Annotated in this window: 19 protein-coding genes; 8 read left to right on the forward strand and 11 right to left on the reverse strand. The window is 71.9% G+C overall.

Annotated features, from left to right (window positions below; genetic code table 11):
* Positions 1–5: 5 nt before the first annotated feature.
* Both ACIBUY_RS07375 and ACIBUY_RS07380 read left to right on the forward strand, forming a co-directional pair.
* Positions 6–1,220: a sensor histidine kinase gene (locus ACIBUY_RS07375; RefSeq protein ID WP_365569159.1), complete on the forward strand. Its 1,215-nt coding sequence runs from the start codon at positions 6–8 to the stop codon at positions 1,218–1,220.
* Complete coding sequence (locus ACIBUY_RS07380; RefSeq protein ID WP_365569156.1) at positions 1,217–1,858, forward strand: response regulator transcription factor; 642 nt, start codon at positions 1,217–1,219, stop codon at positions 1,856–1,858. The genes ACIBUY_RS07375 and ACIBUY_RS07380 overlap by 4 nt, the downstream gene beginning before the upstream one ends.
* Positions 1,859–1,917: 59 nt before the next feature.
* On the opposite strand, the gene ACIBUY_RS07385 is transcribed toward ACIBUY_RS07380, so the two are convergent.
* The 8 genes from ACIBUY_RS07385 to ACIBUY_RS07420 form a co-directional block, all read right to left on the reverse strand.
* Positions 1,918–4,530 (reverse strand): ATP-binding protein, encoded by a 2,613-nt coding sequence (locus ACIBUY_RS07385; RefSeq protein WP_399152049.1) that lies wholly within the window; start codon positions 4,528–4,530, stop codon positions 1,918–1,920.
* Between the two features lie 28 nt (positions 4,531–4,558).
* Positions 4,559–5,251, reverse strand: a complete 693-nt coding sequence (locus ACIBUY_RS07390) for a response regulator (protein ID WP_365569150.1) — start codon at positions 5,249–5,251, stop codon at positions 4,559–4,561.
* Positions 5,251–5,901: a potassium-transporting ATPase subunit C gene (locus tag ACIBUY_RS07395; RefSeq protein ID WP_399152050.1), complete on the reverse strand. Its 651-nt coding sequence runs from the start codon at positions 5,899–5,901 to the stop codon at positions 5,251–5,253. Before ACIBUY_RS07395 ends, ACIBUY_RS07390 begins: the two co-directional genes overlap by 1 nt.
* A gap of 24 nt (positions 5,902–5,925) precedes the next feature.
* Positions 5,926–8,070: a potassium-transporting ATPase subunit KdpB gene (gene kdpB / locus ACIBUY_RS07400; protein ID WP_399152051.1), complete on the reverse strand. Its 2,145-nt coding sequence runs from the start codon at positions 8,068–8,070 to the stop codon at positions 5,926–5,928.
* Complete coding sequence (kdpA, locus tag ACIBUY_RS07405; RefSeq protein WP_399152052.1) at positions 8,067–9,731, reverse strand: potassium-transporting ATPase subunit KdpA; 1,665 nt, start codon at positions 9,729–9,731, stop codon at positions 8,067–8,069. The genes kdpB and kdpA overlap by 4 nt, the downstream gene beginning before the upstream one ends.
* Positions 9,732–9,739: 8 nt before the next feature.
* Positions 9,740–9,829, reverse strand: a complete 90-nt coding sequence (gene kdpF, locus ACIBUY_RS07410) for a K(+)-transporting ATPase subunit F (RefSeq protein WP_018533641.1) — start codon at positions 9,827–9,829, stop codon at positions 9,740–9,742.
* Positions 9,826–9,951: a hypothetical protein gene (locus tag ACIBUY_RS07415; protein ID WP_365569137.1), complete on the reverse strand. Its 126-nt coding sequence runs from the start codon at positions 9,949–9,951 to the stop codon at positions 9,826–9,828. Before ACIBUY_RS07415 ends, kdpF begins: the two co-directional genes overlap by 4 nt.
* Positions 9,952–10,034: 83 nt before the next feature.
* On the reverse strand, positions 10,035–11,936 hold the full coding sequence (locus ACIBUY_RS07420; protein ID WP_399152053.1) for an APC family permease: 1,902 nt from the start codon (positions 11,934–11,936) through the stop codon (positions 10,035–10,037).
* A gap of 333 nt (positions 11,937–12,269) precedes the next feature.
* Here ACIBUY_RS07420 and ACIBUY_RS07425 point away from each other — a divergent pair, with 333 nt between their 5' ends.
* Positions 12,270–12,794 carry a hypothetical protein gene (locus ACIBUY_RS07425; protein WP_365569131.1) on the forward strand — a complete coding sequence of 175 codons (525 nt, stop codon included), beginning with the start codon at positions 12,270–12,272 and terminating at the stop codon, positions 12,792–12,794.
* A 43-nt stretch (positions 12,795–12,837) separates the two neighbouring features.
* Here the strand turns inward: ACIBUY_RS07425 and ACIBUY_RS07430 are convergent, their stop codons facing one another.
* Positions 12,838–15,339 (reverse strand): ATP-binding protein, encoded by a 2,502-nt coding sequence (locus ACIBUY_RS07430; RefSeq protein ID WP_365569128.1) that lies wholly within the window; start codon positions 15,337–15,339, stop codon positions 12,838–12,840.
* A gap of 198 nt (positions 15,340–15,537) precedes the next feature.
* On the opposite strand from ACIBUY_RS07430, the gene ACIBUY_RS07435 reads away from it, so the two are divergent.
* Complete coding sequence (locus ACIBUY_RS07435; protein WP_365569125.1) at positions 15,538–17,112, forward strand: Na+/H+ antiporter; 1,575 nt, start codon at positions 15,538–15,540, stop codon at positions 17,110–17,112.
* On the opposite strand, the gene ACIBUY_RS07440 is transcribed toward ACIBUY_RS07435, so the two are convergent.
* Entirely contained in the window at positions 17,105–18,595 is a 1,491-nt protein-coding gene (locus ACIBUY_RS07440; RefSeq protein WP_399152054.1) for a hypothetical protein, read from the reverse strand. The genes ACIBUY_RS07435 and ACIBUY_RS07440 overlap by 8 nt on opposite strands.
* Positions 18,596–19,324: 729 nt before the next feature.
* Here ACIBUY_RS07440 and ACIBUY_RS07445 point away from each other — a divergent pair.
* From ACIBUY_RS07445 to ACIBUY_RS07460, 4 genes are all read left to right on the forward strand, one after another.
* Positions 19,325–20,143 carry an SDR family NAD(P)-dependent oxidoreductase gene (locus ACIBUY_RS07445; protein ID WP_399152055.1) on the forward strand — a complete coding sequence of 273 codons (819 nt, stop codon included), beginning with the start codon at positions 19,325–19,327 and terminating at the stop codon, positions 20,141–20,143.
* Positions 20,144–20,159: 16 nt separating this feature from the next.
* The gene (locus ACIBUY_RS07450; RefSeq protein WP_399152056.1) at positions 20,160–20,252 is read left to right on the forward strand and encodes a 50S ribosomal protein bL37; all 93 of its coding nucleotides are present in this window, start codon (positions 20,160–20,162) and stop codon (positions 20,250–20,252) included.
* Between the two features lie 67 nt (positions 20,253–20,319).
* The gene (locus ACIBUY_RS07455; protein WP_399152057.1) at positions 20,320–21,105 is read left to right on the forward strand and encodes a GNAT family N-acetyltransferase; all 786 of its coding nucleotides are present in this window, start codon (positions 20,320–20,322) and stop codon (positions 21,103–21,105) included.
* A gap of 31 nt (positions 21,106–21,136) precedes the next feature.
* Positions 21,137–22,351, forward strand: a complete 1,215-nt coding sequence (locus tag ACIBUY_RS07460; protein WP_399152058.1) for an MFS transporter — start codon at positions 21,137–21,139, stop codon at positions 22,349–22,351.
* Between the two features lie 196 nt (positions 22,352–22,547).
* Here ACIBUY_RS07460 and ACIBUY_RS07465 read toward each other — a convergent pair whose 3' ends face one another.
* Positions 22,548–24,032 (reverse strand): amidase, encoded by a 1,485-nt coding sequence (locus tag ACIBUY_RS07465; protein WP_399152059.1) that lies wholly within the window; start codon positions 24,030–24,032, stop codon positions 22,548–22,550.
* Between the last annotated feature and the right edge of the window lie 14 nt (positions 24,033–24,046).

The following is a 24,046-nucleotide window of genomic DNA, read 5'->3' on the forward strand; positions in this document are numbered from 1 at the left end:
TCTTCATGAGCCCGAGCCCGAGCCGGCAGCCCGTGTCCGACGCCCCGATACCCGCGGCGCACCGCTGGAACGCGGTGGTGTGGGTGCTGTGCGGCCTGCTCCCGCCCGCCATCGCGGTGTCGGACCGGGCGGCCGGGACGAAGTACACGACGTACGGGCTGCTGGCCGCGCTCACGTTCTCCTACGCGGCCGTGGCGATGTTCCCCGGCAAGCCCCTCCTGCGCTCGCAGCTCTACCTGGCGGCCCTTGCCGCCGGGGTCGGCGGCATCGCGTACACGATGGGCAGCGGGGCCGCCCTGTTCATCGTGTCGCTGCCGCACTTCTGGATCTACGCGACCGGGCCCGCCGCCGCTCTGTCGTTCAGCGGCGCGGCCGCCGCCCTCACCGGCGTCGGCAGCATCGTGGGGCGCGACGGCGGCCAACTCCTCACCGGGAACGAGGTGTTCATCGTGGCGGGATACGCCGTGGGGGCCGGGGTCGGTCTCCTCGTGCACCGGCTCACCGCGCAGAGCGAGGCGCGTGCGCAGCGGCTGACGTCCGAACTGGCGGACACCCAGCAGGAGTTGAGCGAGGCGCTGCGCAGGCAGGGCGCCGCGGACGAGCGGGAGCGGATGGCCCGGGAGATCCACGACACACTCGCCCAGGGCTTCGCCTCGATCATCGTGCTCGCGGAGGCCGCCCGGGCGGGCCTGGCGGCCGAACCGGCCCGCGCCACCCAGCAGTTGACGTCCATCGAGCAGACGGCCCGGGAGAACCTGGCGGAGGCGCGCGCCCTGGTGGGTGCGACGCCACCGCCGGGCGGCGCGGTCCAGGGACCGGTGTCGGGGACGCTGCGGCGCACCCTTGACCGGTTCGCCGAGGACACCGGGATCGCGGTGGACGCGGACCTCGCGGAGGTCCACTGCGACCAGCAGACCAGGATCGCACTGCTGCGCTGCACCCAGGAGTCCCTGGCGAACGTCCGCAAGCACGCCGGGGCCTCGACGGTGATCGTGGTCCTGACGGAGGGCCCGTACGGCATCGATCTGGAGCTCACCGACGACGGGCAGGGCTTCGACGTCGGCGCCGCGCGCGGCTTCGGCCTCGACGGGATGCGCAAGCGGCTCGCCGAACTCGGCGGCGAGCTGACCGTCACCAGCTCCCTCGGCGACGGCACCCGGATCCTCGCCTCCCTGCCCGCCGCGCCCACCGTCACGTCCCACGAGGAGAACCCCGCATGAGCAGCAGCCAGGACAAGCCCCGACTGCGCGTCGTCGTGGTCGACGACCACACCGTGATGCGCGCCGGAGTCGTCGCGCTGCTCGCCCCGGAGACCGGTATCGAGGTCGTCGGAGAGGCGGACGACGGCCGCGCGGGCGTGACGCTCGTCGAGGAACTCGCCCCGGACGTCGCCCTGTTGGACCTGCGGATGCCGGTGCTCGACGGGGTCGCGGCCACCCGGCAGATCGTCGCGGGGCCGAGCGGGACGCGCGTGCTGATCCTGACGACGTACGACACGGACACCGAGATCGAGCACGCGGTGGAGGCCGGGGCGATCGGCTATCTCCTCAAGGACACCTCGCGCGAGCAGCTGGTCGACGCGATCCGCTCGGCGGCCCGCGGCGAGACGGTGCTCGCGCCGCGCGTCGCGCAGAAGCTCGTCGCGAAGATGCGCCGCCCGACGCAGGCGGCGCTCACCTCGCGCGAGGTGGACGTGCTGAAGGCGGTGGCGGACGGCCTGTCCAATGCCGACATCGGCAGACGCCTGGTGATCGGCGAGGCGACCGTGAAGACGCACCTGCTGCGGGTCTTCGCGAAGCTGGACGTCAGCGACCGGACGCGGGCGGTCGTGGTGGCGATGGAGCGGGGGCTGCTGTAACGGACGGCGGATCTCCTGAGGAACGGGAGCGTGCACGTCCGTTGACACCCATGTGCATGTCAGTGGGCCCTTGGCGTATCGGGACGGGCAACAAGGCCTGGTGATGCGGCAGTTCGTGGCGTGGTGGGCGCTGGGGATTCCGCTCGGACCCGGGGCAGCCGTGCACTGAGCACGGCCTGCAGCGTGAGCACCATGGTGAGCCCGCCGCCGGGGGTGTCCTCGGCGGCGAGCGTGCCGCCCATCGCCTCGGCGAAGCCCCGTGCGACCGCGAGTCCGAGCCCGACTCCGGCACCGCGCGGGGCGTCGCCGTAGCGCTGGAACGGGGCGAAGATGCGGTCCTTGGCCTCGTCGGGGACGCCGGGTCCGCGGTCCACGACGCGCAGTTCGACCCGGTCGCCGTGCGCGCTGGCGGCGACGAGGACGGGCACGCCTTCAGGGGTGTACTTGACGGCGTTCTCGACGATGTTGGCGACGGCCCGCTCCAGGAGTCCCCGGTCGACAAAGACCATGGGCAGCGACTCGGGGATGTCGAGCTCGACGCTCAGCTCCGGATCCGGTACGCCGCCCAGCGCCATCGGCACCACCTCGTCCAGGTCCGTCTCCCTGATGAGTGGCGTGACCGTGCCGGTCTGGAGCCGGGACATGTCGAGCAGGTTCCCGACGAGGTGGTCGAGCCGGTCCGCGCCGTCCTCGATGGCCTCCAGAAGGTCGGCCCGGTCCCGCTCGGACCATTCGACGTCGTCGGCGCGGAGCGAGGAGACGGAGGCCTTGATGCCGGCCAGCGGGGTGCGCAGGTCGTGGCTGACGGCGGCGAGCAGGGCCGTGCGGATGCGGTTGCCCTCGGCGAGCGTACGGGCCGCTTCCGCCTCGGACTTGAGGCGTTCCCGGTCGACGACGACCACGGCCTGCGCGGCGAACGCGGCCAGCACGCGGCGGTCCTCGGCAGGCAGGACGCGGCCGCTGAGCACGAGCGCGGTGTGGTCGCCGACCGGCATGTCGACGTCGGCGTCCGCGGGCCGGTCCACGGCGGTCTCCGGGCCGACCCGGCCCGCGCAGGTCCAGGGCGCGGTGTCGCTCTCGCGTTCCAGGAGCGCCACGGACTCCATGGCGAACGTCTCCCGTACGCGCTCAAGGAGCGCCTCCAGGCTCGTCTCACCGCGCAGCACGCTGCCCGCGAGGAACGACAGGACCTCGGACTCGGCACGCAGCCTCGCGGCCTGGTGGGTGCGCCGGGCCGCCTGGTCGACGACCGAGGCCACCGACACCGCGACCCCTATGAAGATCGCCAGGGCGAGGATGTTCTTCGGGTCGGAGATGGTCAGCCGGTGGACCGGCGGTGTGTAGAACCAGTTGAGCAGGACCGAGCCGAACGCCGCCGACGCGAGGGCCGGGACGAGGCCGCCGAGCAGGGCCGCCGCGACCGTGACCGACAGGAACAGCAGCATGTCGTTGGCCAGGCCGAGGTTCGGGGCGATCGCGCTGATCAGGAAGGTGAGCAGGGCGGGTCCCGCGATGCCGGTCACCCAGCCCCACAGCTTGCGGTCGCGGCCCACTCCGGCGCGCGATGAGGGGGCGAGGCCGCGGCCGCTGCCCATTTCGGCGTGCGTGACGAGGTGGACGTCGAGGTCGGGGCCGGACTCCCGGGCGACCGTCGCGCCGACGCCGGGCCCGAACACGTACTGCCAGGCCTTGCGCCGGGAGACGCCGAGGACGATCTGGGTGGCGTTGACGCCGCGGGAGAAGTCGAGCAGCGAGGTCGAGACGTGGTCGCCGACGACGTGGTGGTAGGTGCCGCCGAGGTCCTCGACCAGGGTGCGCTGGACGGCGAGTTCCTTGGGCGAGGCGGCGGTCAGGCCGTCACTGCGGGCGATGTAGACGGCGAGGACCTCGCCGCCCGCGCCCTTCTCCGCGAGCCGCGCCGCGCGCCTGATCAACGTACGGCCCTCGGGTCCGCCGGTCAGTCCGACGACGATGCGTTCGCGCGAGCCCCAGATCTTCGAGACGCGGTGCTCGCTGCGGTACTCCTGGAGGTATTCGTCGACCCGGTCGGCGACCCAGAGGAGCGCCAACTCCCTTAGAGCGGTGAGGTTTCCGGGCCGGAAGTAGTTGGAGAGCGCCGCGTCGACCTTGTCGGCCTTGTAGACGTTGCCGTGGGCCATGCGGCGGCGCAGCGCCTGGGGCGACATGTCGACCAGCTCGATCTGGTCGGCGCGGCGCACGAACTCGTCCGGGACGGTCTCCTGTTGGCGTACGCCGGTGATCGACTCGACGACGTCGCCCAGCGATTCGAGGTGCTGGATGTTGACGGTGGCCACGACGTCGATGCCCGCGGCGAGAAGTTCCTCGACGTCCTGCCAGCGCTTGGCGTTGCGCGAGCCCGGCACGTTCGTGTGCGGGAGTTCGTCGACCATCGCGACCTGGGGGCGGCGGGCGAGCACGGCGTCCACGTCCAGTTCGGTGAACACCGTGCCCCGGTAGTCCAGTTGACGGCGCGGCACCTGCTCGAGGCCGTGCAGCATCACCTCGGTGCGCGGCCGGCCGTGGTGCTCGACGAACGCCACGACGCAGTCCGTGCCGCGCTCGATGCGGCGGTGCGCCTCGGACAGCATCGCGTACGTCTTGCCGACGCCCGGTGCGCTGCCGAGATAGATCCTGAGCCTGCCGCGCGCCATCTGCCTGTCTGTTCCCCTCGGAGTCCGCTCAGTGCCCTGGGTTTTCGAAGCGGTAGCCCATGCCGGGCTCGGTGATGAGATAACGCGGGTGGGACGGATCCGATTCGAGCTTCCGCCTCAACTGGGCCATGTAGACGCGGAGATAGTTGGTCTTGTTGCTCTGTGACGCTCCCCAGACTTCTTTGAGGAGCTGTTTCTGGCTGATCAGCCGGCCGGGGTTGCACACGAGGATTTCCAGCAGGTGCCACTCCGTGGGCGTCAGCCGGACGTCGCGTCCGCCGCGTACCGCCTTCTTCGCGACGAGGTCGACGGTGAAGTCGTCCGTCGCGACGACCACGGTGCCGGGGGCCGCGGGCACGGTCTCCGTGCGGCGCACCGCCGCCCGCAGCCGGGCGAGCAGTTCGTCCATGCTGAACGGCTTGGTCACGTAGTCGTCGGCGCCCGCGTCGAGCGCCGCGACCTTCTCCTCGGAGGCCCGGCGGGCGGACAGGACCATGATCGGTACGCGGGTCCATCCGCGCAGCGCCTTGATCACGTCGACGCCGTCCATGTCGGGCAGGCCCAGGTCCAGGACGACGACGTCCGGCTGCCGCGCGGCGGCCAGACGGAGCGCGGTGGCTCCGTCCGGCGCCGCGTCGACCCCGAACCTGCGTGCCTGCATGTTGATGACGAGGGCCCGGACGAGCTGCGGGTCGTCCTCCACCACCAGTACCCGGGTCATCAGCTCTGGGTGGTCAACTGCTTGAGCGCGGTGTTGAGTTCGAGGACGTTGACGGTGGGCTCGCCCATGAAGCCGAGGATCCTGCCGTCCTTGTGGTCGTCCACGAGCTTCTGCACCTGCGCGACGGAGAGGTGGTTCTTCTCGGCGACGCGGTGGACCTGGAGGTCGGCGTAGTCCGGGGAGATCGCCGGGTCGAGGCCGGAGCCCGAGGAGGTGACGGCGTCGGCCGGGATGTCGGAGGCCTTCACCCGGTACGTCGCCGTGGAGTTGTCCTCGATGACGGCGGCCCGGGCCTCCTTCACCTGCTTGACCAGTTCGGGGTTGTCGCCCGCGAGGTTGGTGGCGCCGGACAGGATCAGCTTGTACTGGGTGTTGATGTTGTTGGTGCCGAGGCCGTTCTGCGGGCGGCCCTGGAACCACTTCAGGTCGGCCTTGCCGTCCTTGTCGGTGTACGACTGCCCGATGAGGGACGAGCCGACGACCTTGCCGTCGGACTTGATCTCCGAGCCGTTGGCCTTGTCGTGGAAGACGGCCTGGGCGACGCCGGTGACCGCGAGCGGGTAGATCACGCCGCACACGACGGTGAGGACGATCAGGGCCCGCAGGCCCGCCCACAGCAACCGGCCCGTGTTTCCAAGTGAGTTGTTCATCGCGATCAGCACGCTTTCGAAAAGTTACAGGCCGGGGATGAGGGAGATGAGGAGATCGATGATCTTGATGCCGATGAAGGGGGCGATCAGACCGCCGAGGCCGTAGATCCCGAGGTTGCGGCGCAGCAGCTTGTCGGCGCTCACCGGCCGGTACTGGACGCCCTTCAGGGCGAGCGGGACCAGGGCGATGATGATGATCGCGTTGAAGATGACCGCGGACAGGATCGCCGAGTTCGGTGAGGACAAGTGCATGATGTTGAGCTTGTCCAGGCCCGGGTAGACCGCCGCGAACAGCGCCGGGATGATCGCGAAGTACTTCGCGACGTCGTTGGCGATGGAGAACGTCGTCAACGCGCCCCGGGTGATGAGGAGTTGCTTGCCGATCTCGACGATCTCGATGAGCTTGGTCGGGTTCGAGTCGAGGTCGACCATGTTGCCGGCTTCCTTGGCTGCGGAAGTACCGGTGTTCATGGCCACGCCGACGTCGGCCTGGGCGAGGGCGGGGGCGTCGTTCGTGCCGTCACCCGTCATCGCGACGAGCTTGCCGCCGGCCTGCTCCCGCTTGATGAGGGCCATCTTGTCCTCGGGAGTGGCCTCCGCGAGGAAGTCGTCGACGCCCGCCTCCTCGGCGATCGCCTTGGCCGTCAGCGGGTTGTCGCCCGTGATCATGACGGTCTTGATGCCCATGCGGCGCAGTTCGTCGAACCGCTCGCGCATGCCCTCCTTGACGACGTCCTTGAGGTGGATGACGCCCAGGATGCGCGCGCCCTTGTCGTCCTCGACCGCCACGAGCAGCGGCGTGCCGCCGGCCTCAGAGATCGTGTCGGCGAGGGTGTCGGCGTCGTCGGCGACCCGGCCGCCCTGCTCCTTGACCCAGGTGATGACCGAACCGGCCGCGCCCTTGCGGATCCTGCGCCCGTCGACGTCCACGCCCGACATACGGGTCTGGGCGGTGAACTCGATCCAGGTGGCACCGGCCAGCTCGCCCTGGTGCCGCTCGCGCAGCCCGTACTTCTCCTTGGCGAGGACCACGACGGAGCGGCCCTCGGGGGTCTCGTCGGACAGCGACGAGAGCTGGGCGGCGTCGGCGAGTTCGGCCTCGGTGGTGCCCTTGACCGGGACGAACTCGGCGGCCTGCCGGTTGCCGAGGGTGATGGTGCCGGTCTTGTCGAGGAGCAGGGTGGAGACGTCGCCCGCGGCTTCGACCGCCCGCCCCGACATGGCGAGTACGTTCCTCTGCACCAGGCGGTCCATGCCCGCGATGCCGATCGCGGAGAGCAGGGCGCCGATGGTGGTCGGGATGAGGCAGACCAGCAGGGCGACCAGGACGACCATGCTGAGGTTCTTGCCCGCGTAGTGCGCGAACGGCGGCAGCGTGGCCACCGCGAGCAGGAACACGATGGTCAGCGACGCGAGCAGGATGTTGAGCGCGATCTCGTTCGGCGTCTTCTGCCGGGACGCGCCCTCGACCAGGTTGATCATCCGGTCGATGAACGTCTCGCCGGGCTTCGTCGTGATCTTGATGACGATGCGGTCGGAGAGCACCTTCGTACCGCCGGTGACGGCCGAGCGGTCGCCGCCGGACTCGCGGATGACGGGAGCGGACTCGCCGGTGATCGCGGACTCGTCGACGGAGGCGACGCCCTCGACGACGTCACCGTCGCCGGGGATGATGTCGCCCGCTTCGCAGACGACCAGGTCACCGATGGTGAGCCGGGTGCCGGGCACCTGCTCCTCGGTCCTGCCGTCCTTGCCGAGGCGGCGGGCGACCGTGTCGGTCTTCGCCTTGCGCAGCGTGTCGGCCTGGGCCTTGCCGCGGCCCTCGGCGACGGCCTCCGCGAGGTTCGCGAAGATCACCGTCAGCCAGAGCCAGGCGCTGATGGCCCAGCCGAACCAGTCCGACGGGTCCTTGAAGGAGAACACCGTCGTCAGGACCGAGCCGACAAGGACCACGAACATCACGGGCGACTTGACCATGACGCGCGGGTGCAGCTTGCGGCAGGCGTCCGGCAGCGACTTGAGCAGCTGCTTCGGGTCGAAGAGACCCGCGCCGACCTTGCCCTCGCCGTCCTGACCGGGCTTGTGACCGGTCGGCACGTCCTGGTGCGGCGCCCGGGTGGGGGTGACTGCGGACATCTCGTCCTCGGATTTCTGCGTACGTACGGTCATGACGCGAGCCCTTCGGCGAGCGGGCCGAGCGCGAGCGCCGGGAAGTAGGTCAGGCCGGTGACGATCAGCACGGTGCCGACGAGGAGGCCGGTGAAGAGCGGCTTCTCGGTGCGCAGGGTGCCCGCGGTGGCCGGGATCGGCTTCTGCTCGGCCAGCGAACCAGCGAGCGCGAGCACGAAGACCATCGGCAGGAAGCGACCGAGGAGCATCGCGAGACCGATCGTGGTGTTGAACCACTGGGTGTCGGCGCTCAGTCCCGCGAAGGCGCTGCCGTTGTTGTTGGCGCCGGACGTGAACGCGTACAGGATCTCGGAGAAGCCGTGCGCGCCGGAGTTCAGCATGGAGTTCTTCGGCGTCGTCATGGCCATCGACAGGGACGTGAAGATGAGCACGAGCGCCGGCGTGATGAGGATGTAGCACGCGGCGAACTTGATCTCGCGGGTGCCGATCTTCTTGCCGAGGTACTCGGGCGTACGGCCGACCATCAGACCGGCGATGAACACCGCGATGATCGCCATGATCAGCATGCCGTAGAGGCCGGAGCCGGTACCGCCGGGCGCGATCTCGCCGAGCTGCATGCCGAGCATCGTGATGCCGCCGCCGAGGCCGGTGTAGGACGAGTGGAAGGAGTCCACCGCGCCGGTCGAGGTGAGCGTCGTGGACACCGCGAAGATCGACGAGCCGCCGATGCCGAAGCGGTTCTCCTTGCCCTCCATCGCGCCACCGGCCAGGTCGAACGCCGGGCCGTGGTGCGCGAACTCGGTCCACATCATCAGCGCGACGAAGCCGACCCAGATCGTCGCCATCGTCGCGAGGATCGCGTAGCCCTGCTTGATGGAGCCGACCATCTTGCCGAACGTGCGGGTCAGCGCGAACGGGATGACCAGGATCAGGAAGATCTCGAAGAGGTTCGAGAACGCGTTGGGGTTCTCGAAGGGGTGGGCCGAGTTGGCGTTGAAGTAGCCGCCGCCGTTGGTGCCCAGCTCCTTGATGGCCTCCTGCGAGGCGACCGCGCCGCCGTTCCACTGCTGCGAGCCGCCCATGAACTGGCCGACTTCATGAATCCCGGCGAAGTTCTGGATGGCGCCGCACGCGACGAGGACGATCGCGCCGATCACGGAGATCGGGATCAGGATCCGGACGACACCGCGGACCAGGTCGGCCCAGAAGTTGCCCAGCTCACCGGTGCGGGAGCGGGCGAAGCCGCGGACGAGCGCGACCGCCACGGCGATGCCGACCGCGGCCGAGACGAAGTTCTGCACCGCCAGGCCGCCGGTCTGCACGACGTGGCCCATGGCCTGCTCGCCGTAGTACGACTGCCAGTTGGTGTTGGAGACGAAGGACGCGGCCGTGTTGAAGGCCTGGTCCGGGTCGATCGAGCTGAAGCCGAGCGAGCCGGGCAGCGAGCCCTGGACACGCTGCAGCAGGTAGAGGAACAGGACGCTCACGGCCGAGAAGGCGAGGACGCCGCGCAGGTACGCGGTCCAGCGCATCTCGGTGTTCGGGTTGGCGCCGATGCCCTTGTAGATCCACTTCTCCACCCGGAGGTGCTTCTCGGAGGAGTAGACCCGGGCCATGTAGTCGCCGAGGGGACGGTAGGCCAGTGCCAGCGCGGCGATGAGCGCGAGGAGCTGGAGCACTCCGGCAAGTACGGGGCTCATATCTGTGCTCAGAACCTCTCCGGGTAGATGAGGGCGAGGACGAGATATCCAAGCAGGGCGACGGCCACGACGAGGCCGACGATGTTCTCGGCGGTCACAGCTTGGTCACCCCCTTGGCGACGAGTGCCACCAGCGCGAAGACCGCGATCGTGGTGACGACGAAGGCCAGGTCGGCCATCGTGAGCTCCCTGAGTAAAGAGGTTCGAGTTGGAACTGACACTGAGAGGAAACCCCCGGCCATGGCCGGTTTCGGTCCCCGTTGACGCCTCCCTTACGGGGGCGCACACGCCTTTGACGCGTCTCTTACGTGGAGGTGTGCGCGCCGTGATGCACGGCTCCCTGAATCGGCTCCCGGGAGAGGCGGAACCGCAGTCGGCAGATGACGGCATCGGTGTCACGGCGCACCGCGTGGGCGACGACGGCGCCGCGCTGGTTCTGCAGGATGCGCTGCCAGGGACGACCCGGTTCGGCCTCCGGGATGAGGACGGTGACGCGGGTGCCGGGGTCGGCGGCGGCGACCTCACGGACGTACGCGGCCACGGGCTTGCCGAGGGTGCGCCGCTCGGAGGCGATGTGGACGAGGTCGACGCCCGGGTTCCACAAGGCCCAGTCGCGCGTCAGGGCCTCCGTCTGCGCCCGGTCCTCCGGGTCGGTGTGGCAGACGGTGACGGCGCGGACCTCGTCGCCGAGGGAGTTCGCCGCGGTCAGGGCCTCGCTGGTGAGCCGCGAGAGGCTGGAGACGGGGACGATGACGAGCGAGCGGGCGTGGCTCGGGCATGCGGGGATGCGGCCGAGGCCGAGGCGCTCGCCGATCCGGTCGTAGGCGCGGTGCACGGCCTGGAAGGCGGCGACCAGCAGGGGCAGGGCGACGACGATCAGCCAGGCCCCGTCGTGGAACTTGGTGGCGGTGACGACGATCGCGCTGACGCCGGTGAGGACGGCGCCGAGCCCGTTGAGCAGCTTCTTGCCCAGTGAGCCGGGCACGCCGCGCCAGTGCAGGACCATGCCGACCTGGGCGATGGTGAAGCCGATGAAGACGCCGATGGCGAAGAGCGGCACGAGGGTGTTGGTGTCGCCGCCGGAGAAGACGAGCAGGGCGGCGGAGATCGCGGCGAGGGTGAGGACGCCGTGGCGGTGGACCTGGCGGTCGGCCTTGAGGGCGAAGACGTGCGGCAGGTAGTTGTCGCTGGCCAGCAGCTTGAGGAGTACGGGCAGGCCACCGAAGGACGTGTTGGCGGACAGCGCCAGCAGGATCATGGTCGCGAACTGCACGACGTAGAAAGCCCAGTTGTGGCCGAGAGAGGCGTCCGCGAGCTGGGCGAGGACGGTGACGCCCTCGACGGGCTGCAGGTGGAAGCGGGAGATGAGCACGCTCAGCCCGATGAGCATGACGCCGAGGACGGCGCCGAGGGCAATCTCGGCGTGCTGGGCGCGGCGGGCGCGCGGGGCGCGGAAGGACGGCACGGCGTTCGCGATGGCCTCGACGCCGGTGAGGGCGGAGCAGCCGGAGGCGAAGGCCTTCAGCAGGAGCAGCGCGCCTACGGTGGTGGCGTTGTCGGCGAGGACGGAGGCGTGTCCGGCCGCGGCCTCGGTGGAGACGGGCGCGGAGCGGAACAGGCCGACGACGATCAGGATCATGATCGAGGCGACGAACACGGCCGTCGGCACGATGAAGGCGCGGGCCGAGTCGACGATGCCGCGCAGGTTCACGGCGGTGATCAGCACGAGGACGGCCAGGCAGATCCACAGCCGGTCGTCGTAGAAGGCGGGGAAGGCCGACGTCAGGGCGGCGACGCCCGCGGTGACGGCCACGGCGACGTTCAGTACGTAGTCGAGGACGAGGGACGCCGCCGCGACCAGGCTCGTCCGGGCGCCGAGGTGCTTCTTCGCGACGGCGTAGGAGCCGCCGCCGTCCGGGAACGCGGCGATGACCTGCCGGTACGAGGCGACGAGTACGGCGAGCAGGGCGGCGATCGCAAGGGTGACGGGGAGGGTGAAGCCGAGGCCGTGGGCGCCGGCCGCCGCGAGGACCAGGACGATGGCCTCGGGGCCGTACGCGACGGAGGCCATGGCGTCGAGGGAGAGAGCGGCCAGGCCGGTTGTCGCGGTGAGCCGGTGCTTCTCGCTTGCCGCGTCTGTGGGGTCGGGGGGTTCCTCTGCGCCCTCGGTTTGGGCAGGGGTGGGTTCTGTTGCTTGGGTGGTCATCAGGGTCCTTCTCGCCGACTCGCCGTTGATGGTTGTGCGTTCACTGGCGGGTGCGGCTCTCGTCGTGGCTGGTCGCGCCCACGCGGCGGAGCCGCATATGGGCACAGCCCCGCGCCCCTTGGCGCACGGATCTGCCCGTTCAGGGTCTGTTCAGGGTCTGTCCCGTCGGCACGGCCGTCCTCGGCCTCTAGCGCGTTCTTCGCGCCGCGGCCCGTGAACTTGACGGGCTGTTGACACGTGCGGGGCGCACCGCGTCAAGAAGCCGTACGGAGTTGCGTTCGCGTGGCGTCAAGAGGCGGGACGGGAGTGCGGCGGCTCCCTACCGTCACCCGCATGCGAGACACGAGCGATGCCCGCGAGGCCGTGGCCCGGGACGAGCGGTGGGCCGGGGAGGCGCGCGACGCCGCGCTCTACGGGGGCGGCCTGTGCGCGCTGCTGCTCGGGATCGACGCGCTGTCCGGCCAACTCGCCCTGTGGCGCGCTGCGTTGTGGGCCGTACTCGGTCTCGCCCTCGCCCTGATACTGCTGCCGGCCCGGGTCACCGCCACGGCGGACCGGCTCACCGCCCGGGGCCTGTGGCGCGAGCACACCGTGCGGACCGACCGGCTGGTGGCCGTGCGCTGCGTCGACGGGGTGGCCCACCGGCTGGTGCTGCGCGACGCGTCGGGCGGCCGGGTCGAGATCGACCCGCGGGTCCTGGTGGACAGTCCCCCGCTGTGGCGGCTGCTCGACGAGGGCGCCCGGGTGTCCGTGGAGCGCGGGCTGCTGCTGTGCGGCGGGACGGCGCTGAAGAAGCTGGCCGCGCGCGTGGACGGGGAGCTGGCCCGGGACGTTTTCCGGGCGTCCGGGCTGCGCTGAGCCACCAACTCCCCCGACCAGGGCCTGAATTGCTTCGCGAGCCTCAGTGCCGCCCCACCGCCTGTCCCATCGGGGCGAACGGCAGCGAAAGCACCATGGTCAGTCCGCCGCCCGGGGTCTCCTCCGGGTCGAGGGTGCCCGCCATGGCCTCGGTGAGGCCGCGGGACAGGGCGAGGCCGAGGCCGAGGCCGGTGGTGTTGTCGGTGTCGCCCATCCGCTGGAAGGGTTCGAAGACGCGGTCGCGGTCGTCGGGTGCGATGCCGGGTCCGCGGTCGACGACCCGGATCTCCACGCGGCCCGCGAGGGCGCTGGCGCTGACGACGACCTTGCGGCCCGCCGGGGTGTGCCGGGCCGCGTTGCTCACCAGGTTGGCGAGGACGCGTTCGAGCAGCGGCGGGTCGGCGAGGACGGGCGGGATCTCCTGGAGGTCGGCGACCTCGACGGCGGGTTCGGCCGCGGGCAGGGAGTCGAGCGCGGCCGGGAGGACCTCTTCCAGGGCGGTGGCCCGCAGGTCGAGAGCGAGGGCGCCGGCCTGGAGGCGGCTCATGTCGAGGAGGTTCTCCACGAGCCGGTTCAGCTTGGCCATGGACGCGTCGGCGGTGGCGAGGAGTTCGGCCCGGTCCTCCGCGGAGAAGTCCACGTCCTCGCTGCGCAGGGACGTGACCGCGGCCAAGGCCGCGGCGAGCGGGGTGCGCAGGTCGTGGCCGACGGCCCGCAGGAGCGCGGTGCGCATCCGGTCGGCGGCCCTCACGGGCTCCACCTGGGCCGCCGCCTCGGCGAGCCGCGCCCGCTCCACGGCGGAGCCCACGTGTGCGGCGAACGCGGCGAGGACGCGCCGTTCGGAGGACGACAACTCCCTTCCGCGCAACAGGAGATGGCGGTCGGGACCGACGGGAACGGCGGTTCCCCTGCCCTCCGTCCTGTCGTCCTGCGGCTTGTCCACGAGCTCCGCGGCCTCGACGCCGAACGCCTCCCGGGTCCGTTCGAGCAGCGCCGGGATCGTGGTGCCGCCGCGCACGATCGTTCCCGCGAGGGACGACATGGTCTCGGCCTCCGCGGTGGCGCGGGCCGAGCGCCGTGACAGGCGCAGGGAGCGGTCGACGACGGCCGCCACGGTGGCCGCGACGACCGCGAACACCGCGACGGCGATCACCGCGTTCGGATCGCTGAGCGTGAAGTGCCCGACGGGCGGGATGAACCAGTAGTTCAGCAGCAGGGACGCGGTGACGGACGCGACGACCGCGGACGCGACACCCCCTATGCAGGCCACGCCCACGACGGCGAGCAGGAACAGCAGGGCCTCGCTGGTGAGGTCCAGATGGGCCCGTACGGCGTCCAGGCCGAGCAGCAGCGTCAGGAGCACGGGGAGGACGAGCCCGGCGACGGGTCCCGCGACCCTGCGCGCCGTGGACAACGTACGGCGGCGGGACGGCAACAGCGTGCCGCGGCCCGCCCGTTCGTGGGTGACGGTGTGCACGTCGATGTCGCCGGAGGTCGCGACGACGGACTCGCCCGTGCCGCGGCCGGTGAGGAAGCGTTCGAGGCGGCTGCGGCGGCTGGTGCCGAGGACGAGCTGGGTCGCGTTCTCGGCGCGGGCGAACTCCACGAGGGCGGACGCGACGTCGTCGCCGACCACGGAGTGGTAGCTGCCGCCGAGGTCCTCCACCAACTGGCGCTGCCGGGCGAGCGAGGCGTGCGAGGTGCCCGCGGCGAGGCCGTCGCTGCGGGCCACGTGGACGGCGAGCAGGTCGCCGCCCGCCGCGCGGTCGGCGATGCGGGCGGCCCGCCGGATCAGGGTGTCGCCCTCGGGGCCGCCGGTCAGTGCGACGACGACGCGCTCCCGGGTCTCCCAGACGCCGCCGATGCGGTGCTCGGAGCGGTACTCCTGGAGGGCCTCGTCGACCCGGTCGGCGACCCAGAGGAGCGCCAACTGCCTCAGTGCGGTGAGGTTTCCGGGGCGGAAGTAGTTGGCGAGGGCGGCGTCGACCTTCTCGGGGGCGTAGATGTTGCCGTGCGCCATGCGGCGGCGCAGCCCTTGGGGCGGCAGGTCGACGAGTTCGATCTGGTCGGCGCGGCGCACCACCTCGTCGGGGACGGTCTCGGCCTGCGGCACCTTGGTGATCTTCTCGACGACGTCGTTGAGGGAGGTCAGGTGCTGGATGTTGACGGCGGTGACGACGTCGATCCCGGCGGCGAGCAGCTCTTCGACGTCCTGCCACCGTTTGGCGTTGCGGCCGCCGCCCGGCACGTTGGTGTGCGCGAGTTCGTCGACGACGGCGACCTGGGGGCGGCGGGCGAGCAGCGCGGCGAGGTCGAGTTCGGTGAACCGGCCGCCCCGGTAGGCGCACTGCGCACGGGGCAGCTGTTCAAGACCGTCGAGCCGGGCCTCGGTGTGCGGCCGGCCGTGGCATTCGGCGACGCCGACGACGACGTCGGCCCCGCGATCGGCTCTGCGCCGTGCCTCGTCGAGCATCCGGTACGTCTTGCCGACGCCCGGAGCGGCCCCCAGATAGACCTTCAGACGGCCTCGCCTCACCTCACTCATGTCCCCAAAGAAAGCGCGCGGAGGGCGAGTTGGTCCCGTCCCTCGATGCCTTCTTGGCGGCACCTTGGCGCAGGTCACCAGGAGATTGACACTGCCTTGACGGGCCCTGGCCCTATAGGGTGAAGGCGGTGTGCCGGGAAGTCTGGTCGGCGGGGGGCCGGGGTGGCCCCGTTCTTGCTGAAGGACACAGGGGACGGCATGCGCGGCGTTGGAACGGTTCTGGCTCTGGTCGTACTCGCCACGGTGGTGGCGACGTTCGCCCGCCGCATGCGCATTCCCGCACCCTCCCTGCTCGTCGTTGCGGGCCTGCTCGTGGCGCTGGTGCCGGGCACTCCTGACATCGAGATCAGCCCCGACGTCATCGGCGTGGTCGTACTGCCGCCCCTGCTGTACGCGTCCGCGGAGGAGCTCTCCTGGCGTGAGCTGCGTGCCGTGTGGAAGCCGGTCGGGATCCTCGCCATCGGCCTGGTCCTGGCGTCGGCGGCGGCGGTCGGCGCGGTGGCGTCCTCGCTCACCCCGCTCTCGTGGCCGATGGCGCTGGTCCTCGGCGCGGTCCTCGCGAGCACCGACCCGGTGGCGGTGACGGCGCTCGGCAGGAGGCTGGCGCTGCCGCCGAAGGTGCAGGTCCTCGTCCAGGCGGAGAGCCTGTTCAACGACGCGACGTCGCTCGTCCTCTTCCGGGTCGCGGTCGGCGTCGCGGTGGCGTCGGCGGCCACCGACTGGCAGTCCGCGACAGGGGAGTTCGCGCTGCTCGCGGGCGGCGGCACACTGGTCGGCGCGGCGCTCGCCGGTGTCGTGACACTGATCAGGCGCCGCACCGAGGACCCGGTCCTGGAGACGGTGATCGCGCTGGTGACGCCGTACGCGGCGTACGTCCTCGCGGAGGCGGTGCACACCTCGGGCGTGACGTCGGTGGTGGTGGCGGGTGTCGTCCTCGGCGGCAGCGCCGACCGCCTGACCAACGCGCCCATACGTCTTCAACTCCACGCGGTGTACGGCACGTTGGTGTTCCTCCTGGAGTCCGTCGTGTTCAGCCTCATCGGGCTCGCGCTGCCCGCGCAGGTGCGTTCCCTTCCCGAAGGAACCGGCGGCTGGCCGCTGTACGCGCTGGCGGTGGCCGCCGTCCTGATCGCCGTACGGTTGCTGTGGCTGGCGCCGCTGTCGGCGCTGGTGCAGCGCAGGGGCGGGGTCGCCCGCACCGACTGGCGGGTCCCGGTCGTCCTGACGTGGGCGGGCACCCGGGGCGTCATGCCGCTCGCGGCGGCGCTGTCCATCCCGGTGGTCGCGGCCGACGGCACCCCGCTCACCGAGCGCCCGCTGGTGCTGGTCCTGACGACGTCGGTCGTGGTGGTCACGCTGGTCGTGCAGGGGTTCACGCTGGCCCCGGTCGTGCACCGCAGCGGCATCGCGCTCGAACCCGACCACACGGTCCGCGAAGAGGCCACGGCCCGCTGCAGCCTGGCGAGCGCGGGCATCCGCCGCCTCGAGGAGATGGCGGACCTGGAGGCGGCACCGGAGGTGGTCGTGGACCGGCTGCGCCGCACCCTGACGGCCCGCCTGGAGTCGGCACGGGAGCACCTGGGCAACGGCGTGAACGGGGACGGCCCGGCCCCTGACACCTCCGACCTCGTCTACCGACGGCTGCGCCGCGACCTGATCTCGGTGGAGGCCGCCGAACTGCGCCGCCTCTACGACGAGCACCGGATCAGCGACACGACGCGCCGCAGGCTGCAGCGCTCCCTCGACCTGGAGGAGGCGCGCCTGCTCAGCTGAACTCGCGCAGCCGAGGCCGCAGTCCGAGGACCGTCAGGGCCGCGGCCGCGAGCAGCGAGCCGACCGACCGGGGCAGGGCCCCGGTGGTCTCGGCGCGGCCTGCGCTCACCGAGGAGTCGAAGTGGCGCTGGTTGATGGCCTCGACCTTGTCGAGCGCCTTCATCCACTCCTGGAAGTGGGCGTTGGACGTGCCCGGCTCCCAGCCCATGCAGAACTCGGCGGCCTCGCGGTCCCGGCCCGCGGCGGAGAGGCGGCGGATCTTGGCGTCGTCGCGTACGTAGACGAGGTACGCGTCGACGGTGGCCGCCGCGGCGTCCCGCTCACCGGCGAACGTGATGTTGTCGAGTTCGCGGCGGAACTCGCCAGTGAACCGCAGGTCGTCATGGTCGGCGCGGTAGGCCGACCAGGTGCGCGCGACGTCGTCCGGGTAGCGCCCGTCGGAGGTGCCCTCGACCCCGTAGAGCAGGCCGGCCTTCTCGAAGAACGCCTGCTGGTAGCCGGTGCGCCGGTCGGGGTCGAGCAGATAGCGGCTCTCGTCCGCGTTGGCGTCGTGGGCGAGGGCGCGGGCCCGCGACAGGGCGACGACGGAGTCGAAGGAGTCACGGCGGGCGACCCGCAGGTGTGCGGCGTCGGCGGCGAGGGCCTGGGCGCCGAGGACGGCGGCGAGCAGCGCGCACGCGGTGGCGGCGAGCAGCCCGGGGTTGAGGATCCGGCGGAACCGGCGGGTCAGGTACCACTGGAGCGCGGCGAGCACGGCGAGGAGCAGGACGCCGAGGACGAGGGCGGCGACGAGCTGCCCGGTGTGCGCGTTGCGCGCGTCGCGGTACGCGTGCTCGAAGGCCATGTTGTTCGCGTCGGTCAACTCACGGGCCTCGGGCAGGAGTTGACTCTGCAACAGGTCGGTGGCGCGCCGGTAGTCGAGGACGGCCGCCTGCTTGCCGCCCTTGCGTTCGTCGCTGTCCAGGGCGCGTCCGACGAGTTCCTGGTAGCGGGCGTAGTCGGCAATGAGGGACTCGACGGTGTGCTGTGCGGCCGGATCGCCCTCGGCCGCGACGGCGAGGGTGCGCAGCGCCCGGCTGATGCTGGTGCGTGAGTCGCCGTAGAAGCCGACGGCCTTCGCGTACGGGGTCTGCAGGCGGCCCGCGCCCGCGTCCCCGCTCGCCAGCAGGATGTTGGCGACCTGCGCGTCCATGTCGTCGAGCGCGAGGTCGAGGTCGGCGGCGCTCGTGGTGCGCGGGGCGTCGCGCCCGGCGATGCCCGCCCAGGTGCCGTGCGCGGTGAACCCGGCGACGGCGAGCAGCACGACGAGCGCGGCGGCCACGGCGAGGACCGCGGCACGCAGCAGGCGCAGACGCGCGGGCAGGGTGGCGAACAGCCGCCGGTTCAGGACCCGGCGGTACCGGGGGACCCTGCGCGGTCCGCCCGGCCGGTGCCCCCCTCGTGGCTCCGGCGCGGGCGGCCCCGCAGGCGGGTCGACCGTCACGTGACGCGGTGGCGCGTGAACTCCGGCCCCCGCTGCAGAGTTCCGCGTCGTACCGGCGGTGATCGTCACTCGCCCTCCAGCGTTCACGCCACGGACGGTCGTCGCCCGTCCCCCGTGGCGACGAGTCTGCGCCGGGTTCCGGCCACGCCCGCGCGGTCTTGACGGCGTGCATACGCGCACGCGTACGGCCTTGATGCGAACTTGACGGGCTCGCCGGCCGGGCCGTCAGGGAGGAGCACATTCCGGCGCCTACAGGCGAGTTGGGGCCGGTCACCCTGGCTGCATGACTGCTCCGGCCGCCGGAGGGGCCGCGGGCGCCAGCGGCATGACACGACCACCGACCGGGCCCCGACGCCGCGCGCCCGACTGATCGACCGGGCACCTGCCCTGGCGAAGCCGGCGGCACACCGGCTCGGTTGATGGGTCGTCAGAAACCAGGCGTCAGCGGGCCGCTTCCCGTCATCAGAGGGCCGTATGGAAACGCGGGCCTGTCTTGCCCGGGCCCACCGTGCCCGGTTCCATGGATCTCGTGAACAGCGCGTGGCTCCTGCTCGACCGGCCGCCTCATCCGGCGCCCCGTCGCACGCCCCGCTGCCCGCGAACGCCCGCTCCACGCTGACGAGTTCGCCGACACATCCAGCGGGGCGCCGTGATCCGTCCGGCGCCCCATTCCCGTATCCGTATGTGCGCGCCCCGGTGGCGCCGCGTACCCACACCCTTGGACACCCCATGCCCGAAACATCCCTGTCCGGCCGCACCGTTCTGGTGACCGGTGCCACCTCCGGCATCGGCTACGACAGCGCGCGGCTGCTCGCCGAGCGCGGTGCGACCGTCCTGCTGCACGGCCGCACCGCGGAGCAGGCGAGCGCGGCCGCCGACAGGCTGGTCGCGACGTCGGCCACCGTCCGGGCCGAGCAACTGTGCTGCTTCGCAGCGGACTTCGCGCACCTCGACGAGGTCGAGGCGTTCGCGCGCAAGGTCGTCAGCGAGCACCCGCACCTGGACGTCCTCGTCAACAACGCGGGCATGGCCGCGCCCGAGCGGCACACCATCACCGCGGACGGCAACGAGATCGCTTTCCAGGTCAACTTCCTCGCCCACTACCTGCTGACGTGCCTGCTCGAACCGGCGCTGACCAGCGAGCCCGGCGGCCGCGTCGTCAACGTCTCCTCCTCGCTGCACCGCACCGGCAACATCCAGTGGAGCGACCCGAACCGCGCCCGCCGCTACTCGCGCCTGGCCGCGTACGCGCAGGCGCAGCTGGCCCTGACGGTGTTCGCCGCGGACCCGCGCGTCACCGCGGTCTCCGTGCACCCGGGCGCCTGCGACACCGCGCTGCTGCCCTTGTACGCGAACGAGGGCGTGACGCCGGCCGAGGGGGCCGCGCACGTGGTGCGGCTGTGCGACCCGGCGGTCGAGATCGTCAACGGCGCCTACTACGACCGCGACGAGCGCGTCGAACCGGCACCCGCCGCCCAGGAGGACCGCACCGTCAAGCGCCTCAACAAGCTGGCGGACCTGTTGGTCGGCCGCTCCACCGAGGCTTGAACGCCCTTCCCTTTCAATGGAGTTGAGCTCGATGTCCAAGCGCGCCCGCAAGAAGAAGGCACGCCGCAAGAAGTCCGCCAACCACGGCAGCAAGGCCGGTCAGCGCTGACGGCTCCCGTTCCGGGGTGCGGCGGCGGCCGCCGCCGCACCCCACCCCCTTCCCGTGTGAGGTCCGCATGATCGAGATCGCGCCCCGCGCCCTGCCCGCCCTGTCCCGCTGGTTCCCCGTGGGCACCCCGGGTCCGTCCGTCGTCGGGGAACACGCCCTGGCCACCGGGCACGGCCGCTGGTGGACGGACGACCCCGAGCAGCCGCGCGCGCTGGCCGTGACCTGCGCGGGCCACGCCGCGCTGCGCGGCGACCCGGACGCGCTCACGTCCGCGGCCCTCGCCCCGTTCGCCCACGCCTACGTCGACGCCCCGGCCCGCTTCCTGCCGCTGCTCGGCGCCGCGTTCGACCGGCTCACGCCCTGGGAGCGGATGGTGTGGACGCAGACCGCCGCGCCGCAGCCGAGCACGCCCCCGCGCGGCGTCCACGTCCGGCGCCTCGAGCCCGCGGACAGTGACGCTCTTGCCTCCCTCGGGCCCGACTCGGCCTGGATCGCGGAGAGTTGGGGCGGGGCGCTCGGGCTCGCCGCGTCCGGACACGGCTGGGCGGCGGTCGACCGCAGCGGTGCGGTGCTCGCCGTGGCCTGTGCGTACTTCCGGGGCACCCGCCACGAGGACGTCGCGGTCCTCACGGTCCCCGACCAGCGCCGCCACCGCCTCGCCCTGGCGTGCGTCATTGCGCTCACCGCCGACATCCGCGGCCGCGGGCACCTCCCCAGCTGGAACTGCTCGACCCTGAACCGTGCGAGCCGCCTGCTCGCCTGGACGGCCGGCTTCCGCCTCGTACGGGAATACGTGCACTATGCAGCGGGCGCCCCGGTGGAAGGTAGGGTGCCTCAACACGCAGCCGCATGAGGGCAGTAGGGGCAGCAGGGGGAGTCATCCGATGAAGGAACGCCGGTACCGCATCCTGGTCACCGGGTACGCGATCTCCTCGTACGGCACCTTCCTCAATCTGGTCGCGCTGAACCTGTACGTGTACGCGGTCACGGACCGGGCCCTCGCGGTCGGTCTGTTCATGGGCGCCCGGCTCTGCGCCGGGTTCCTCGCGGGCCTCGGCGCGGCGGCGCTGCTCGCCCGGTGCGCGGCCAAGCCGGTGATGCTCTGGTCGAACCTCGTGCAGGCGGCCGCGCTCCTGCTCCTCGTGTGCGCGCCGGACGGGCTGCGCACCGCCGCGCTGTTCCTCGTCTCCGCGGTGGTCGGCGGCGCGGGCACGTTCTTCATGGTCGCGTTCCGCAGCTCGATCCCCGACATGGTGGACGAGGGGCGGCACACCTGGGCCAACTCCCTGATGGTGAGCGGCCGTTCGATGGCGATGGTCGTCGGGTTCGCGTCGTCGGGCGTCGTCGTGTCGCTGCTCGGCTACCGCGCGGCGTTCGTCGTCGACATGGCCACGTTCCTGGTGTGCGCGGCGACGGTGGCGCTGCTGCCGCTGACAGCAGCCGCACGGACGGACCCGGCGCAGGCCCGAGCGCGAGAGCGCCGCTCACCCGGCGCCCTCGTCGCGCTCGGCTCCGCCCCCGTCATCGCCCTAATGGTGGCCCTGCGCGGCATCGACGCGCTCGGCTCCTCCTCGCACAACGCGGCGCTGCCGGTGTACTCCACGCAGTTGGACGCCGACCGGCCCGCCGTGTTCGTCAGTGTCTTCTGGTGCGTGTGGGCCCTGGGCAACGTACTGGTGCAACAGGTCGTCCAGCGGTACGTGAAGAAGGGCGGAAGGACGGTCGGAGCGCTGGGCTTCGGACTCGGCACGATCGTGATGTCGGCGACGTTCATCCTGGCGTTCGCCGGGCTCCCGTGGGCGCCGACCGTGATCGTGGCGCTGCTGGCGGGCGCCGCCGACGGCGTCACGGAAGTGTCGTACAGCTCGCACCTGCAGACCCTGCCGACCGAGCTGCGCACCCACGCGTTCGGCCTGTCGGCGACGGTGGAGAACCTCGGCTTCGGCCTCGGCATGATCGCGGTGGCCGCCGCGCTCGACGCCTTCTCCCCGCTGTCGGTCGTCGGGGTCGCGCACGGCGTGGCCATCGCGGTGGCCGTCGTGTTCGTGGCCCGGGTGCTGCGTACGCGGCGCGCCGCACCGGTGACCGTGGCGGGCTAGGGCGTGTCTTCAAACTCCCGTCTGCCTCACGACGCCTGGCACGCACTCTCGCCGCACCGGGCGTAAGGCCAAGTACATCCAGTACGAGGCCTTGCACCCGGCACGCCGAGAGCACGCACCAGACGCCGCGCGGCCGCCCTGCGGGCGACGACGGGAGTTTGAAGACACGCCCTAGGTCCCGAGGACGAGGACCCGCTCAGGCGGACGAGCCGCGCGCCGCCCACGCGCGCGGCACCGGCGAACGGTCCTCGACGGCCTGGGCCGCGTCGAGCACCGCCTCCTCCGTGAACCGGCCGCCGATGAGCTGCACCCCGAGCGGCAGCCCCTCGTGCAGGGCGACCGGCACGGTGACGGCCGGGAAGCCGAGCACGGGCACCGAGGTCATCGGCCACATCGCGGGGAAGAGCTCGCCGGACCGCCGCGCGCCGGCCAGGTCGGCGTCCTGCTCGAAGGGCGGCTCGGCGCACACCGGAGTGAGCAACAGCCGCTCCGCGCCCAGCAGTTGCTGCAGTCGCGTGATCAGGGTGGCGCGCCGCCCCCAGCCGCTGATGTACGTCTCCAGGTCCGGGCGTTCACCCCACACGGTGGCGGCCGCCGCGAAATGTCCGGCGAGCGCGGCGCGGATCGCGTCGTCGCCGATCTGCTCCACGACCCGCAGCAGCGGCCTGGTGTCCTCGGTGAGGAGCAGCAGCCACAGCCGGGCGGCCTCGGCGAGCAGCGGTTCGGCGACCGTCTTGTCGCCCTCCTCGACCTCGTACCCGGCGTCGGCGAGCCGGGCGGCGGCGTCGGTCACCGCCGCGTCGACCGCCGGGTGGTTCTTCGCGTCCCCGTCGCCCCGGACGACGGTGACCCGCAGCGGTCCCGCGCCGGCGGCCCGTCGGGGCACTGACGGGACACCGGCGGGGTCGCGCAGATCGGGGGTCGTCATGGCGGTCAGCGCGAGCCGGACGTCGGCCACGGTCCGCCCGAGCGGCCCCTGCACGGCGCAGGCGTGCACGGTCGGCGGGAAGTCCAGCGGCGTACGCCCCTCGGGAGTCTCGGCGTAGGCGGGAGGCCCCCAGCCGGAGACCCGCCCGACGGTGGGCCGCAGCCCCACGACTCCGCAACAGGTCGCGGGGAAGCGGATGGAGCCGCCGATGTCGTTGCCCTGGGCGAGCGGCGTGAAACCGTCGGCGATGCCGGCGGCCGCGCCCCCGCTCGACCCGCCCGGCGTCCTGCCGTGGTCCCAGGGGTTGAGGGTGCGGCCGTGCAGGTCGTTCCCGGAGAACCAGCGCAGCGAGAAGGCGGGCACGTTGCTGCGCCCGAGCGGGATCGCGCCCGCGCCGCGCAGGGCGGTCACGCAGGCGGCGTCCTCGTCGGCGACGTTCCCGGCGAGTGCGGCCACGCCGTTCGTCGTCGCGTACCCGCGCTGCTCGGTGTTGACCTTGATGGAGACGGGCACACCGTGCAGCGGGCCGAGGGGCTCCCCCGCGGCGACGGCGGCATCGGCCCGGCGGGCCGCGTCGAGCGCCTCGTCGGCCCGGACCTCCACGAGCGCGTTCGTGACCGGGTTCGCCTCCTCGATGCGCCCGAGGCAGGAGGCGACGACCTCGGCTGCGGAGACCTCCCGGCCGCGCACGGCGGCGGCGAGCTCGGTGGCGGACCACTGCCACAACTCGGTGTGCTGATCCGGACTTCCCATGGGGCACCTCTTCG

The sequence above is a fragment of the Streptomyces sp. NPDC050085 genome (assembly GCF_044460595.1).
Classification (GTDB): Bacteria; Actinomycetota; Actinomycetes; order Streptomycetales; family Streptomycetaceae; genus Streptomyces.

Excerpts from the sequence above, each read along its gene's own strand:
- ACIBUY_RS07375 (WP_365569159.1), top strand. The coding sequence starts at position 6 with ATGAGCCCGAGCCCGAGCCGGCAGCCCGTGTCCGACGCCCCGATACCC.
- ACIBUY_RS07380 (WP_365569156.1), top strand. The coding sequence starts at position 1,217 with ATGAGCAGCAGCCAGGACAAGCCCCGACTGCGCGTCGTCGTGGTCGAC.
- ACIBUY_RS07385 (WP_399152049.1), bottom strand. The coding sequence starts at position 4,530 with ATGGCGCGCGGCAGGCTCAGGATCTATCTCGGCAGCGCACCGGGCGTC.
- ACIBUY_RS07390 (WP_365569150.1), bottom strand. The coding sequence starts at position 5,251 with ATGACCCGGGTACTGGTGGTGGAGGACGACCCGCAGCTCGTCCGGGCC.
- ACIBUY_RS07395 (WP_399152050.1), bottom strand. The coding sequence starts at position 5,901 with ATGAACAACTCACTTGGAAACACGGGCCGGTTGCTGTGGGCGGGCCTG.
- kdpB (WP_399152051.1), bottom strand. The coding sequence starts at position 8,070 with ATGACCGTACGTACGCAGAAATCCGAGGACGAGATGTCCGCAGTCACC.
- kdpA (WP_399152052.1), bottom strand. The coding sequence starts at position 9,731 with ATGAGCCCCGTACTTGCCGGAGTGCTCCAGCTCCTCGCGCTCATCGCC.
- ACIBUY_RS07420 (WP_399152053.1), bottom strand. The coding sequence starts at position 11,936 with ATGACCACCCAAGCAACAGAACCCACCCCTGCCCAAACCGAGGGCGCA.
- ACIBUY_RS07425 (WP_365569131.1), top strand. The coding sequence starts at position 12,270 with ATGCGAGACACGAGCGATGCCCGCGAGGCCGTGGCCCGGGACGAGCGG.
- ACIBUY_RS07430 (WP_365569128.1), bottom strand. The coding sequence starts at position 15,339 with ATGAGTGAGGTGAGGCGAGGCCGTCTGAAGGTCTATCTGGGGGCCGCT.
- ACIBUY_RS07435 (WP_365569125.1), top strand. The coding sequence starts at position 15,538 with ATGCGCGGCGTTGGAACGGTTCTGGCTCTGGTCGTACTCGCCACGGTG.
- ACIBUY_RS07445 (WP_399152055.1), top strand. The coding sequence starts at position 19,325 with ATGCCCGAAACATCCCTGTCCGGCCGCACCGTTCTGGTGACCGGTGCC.
- ACIBUY_RS07450 (WP_399152056.1), top strand. The coding sequence starts at position 20,160 with ATGGAGTTGAGCTCGATGTCCAAGCGCGCCCGCAAGAAGAAGGCACGC.
- ACIBUY_RS07455 (WP_399152057.1), top strand. The coding sequence starts at position 20,320 with ATGATCGAGATCGCGCCCCGCGCCCTGCCCGCCCTGTCCCGCTGGTTC.
- ACIBUY_RS07460 (WP_399152058.1), top strand. The coding sequence starts at position 21,137 with ATGAAGGAACGCCGGTACCGCATCCTGGTCACCGGGTACGCGATCTCC.
- ACIBUY_RS07465 (WP_399152059.1), bottom strand. The coding sequence starts at position 24,032 with ATGGGAAGTCCGGATCAGCACACCGAGTTGTGGCAGTGGTCCGCCACC.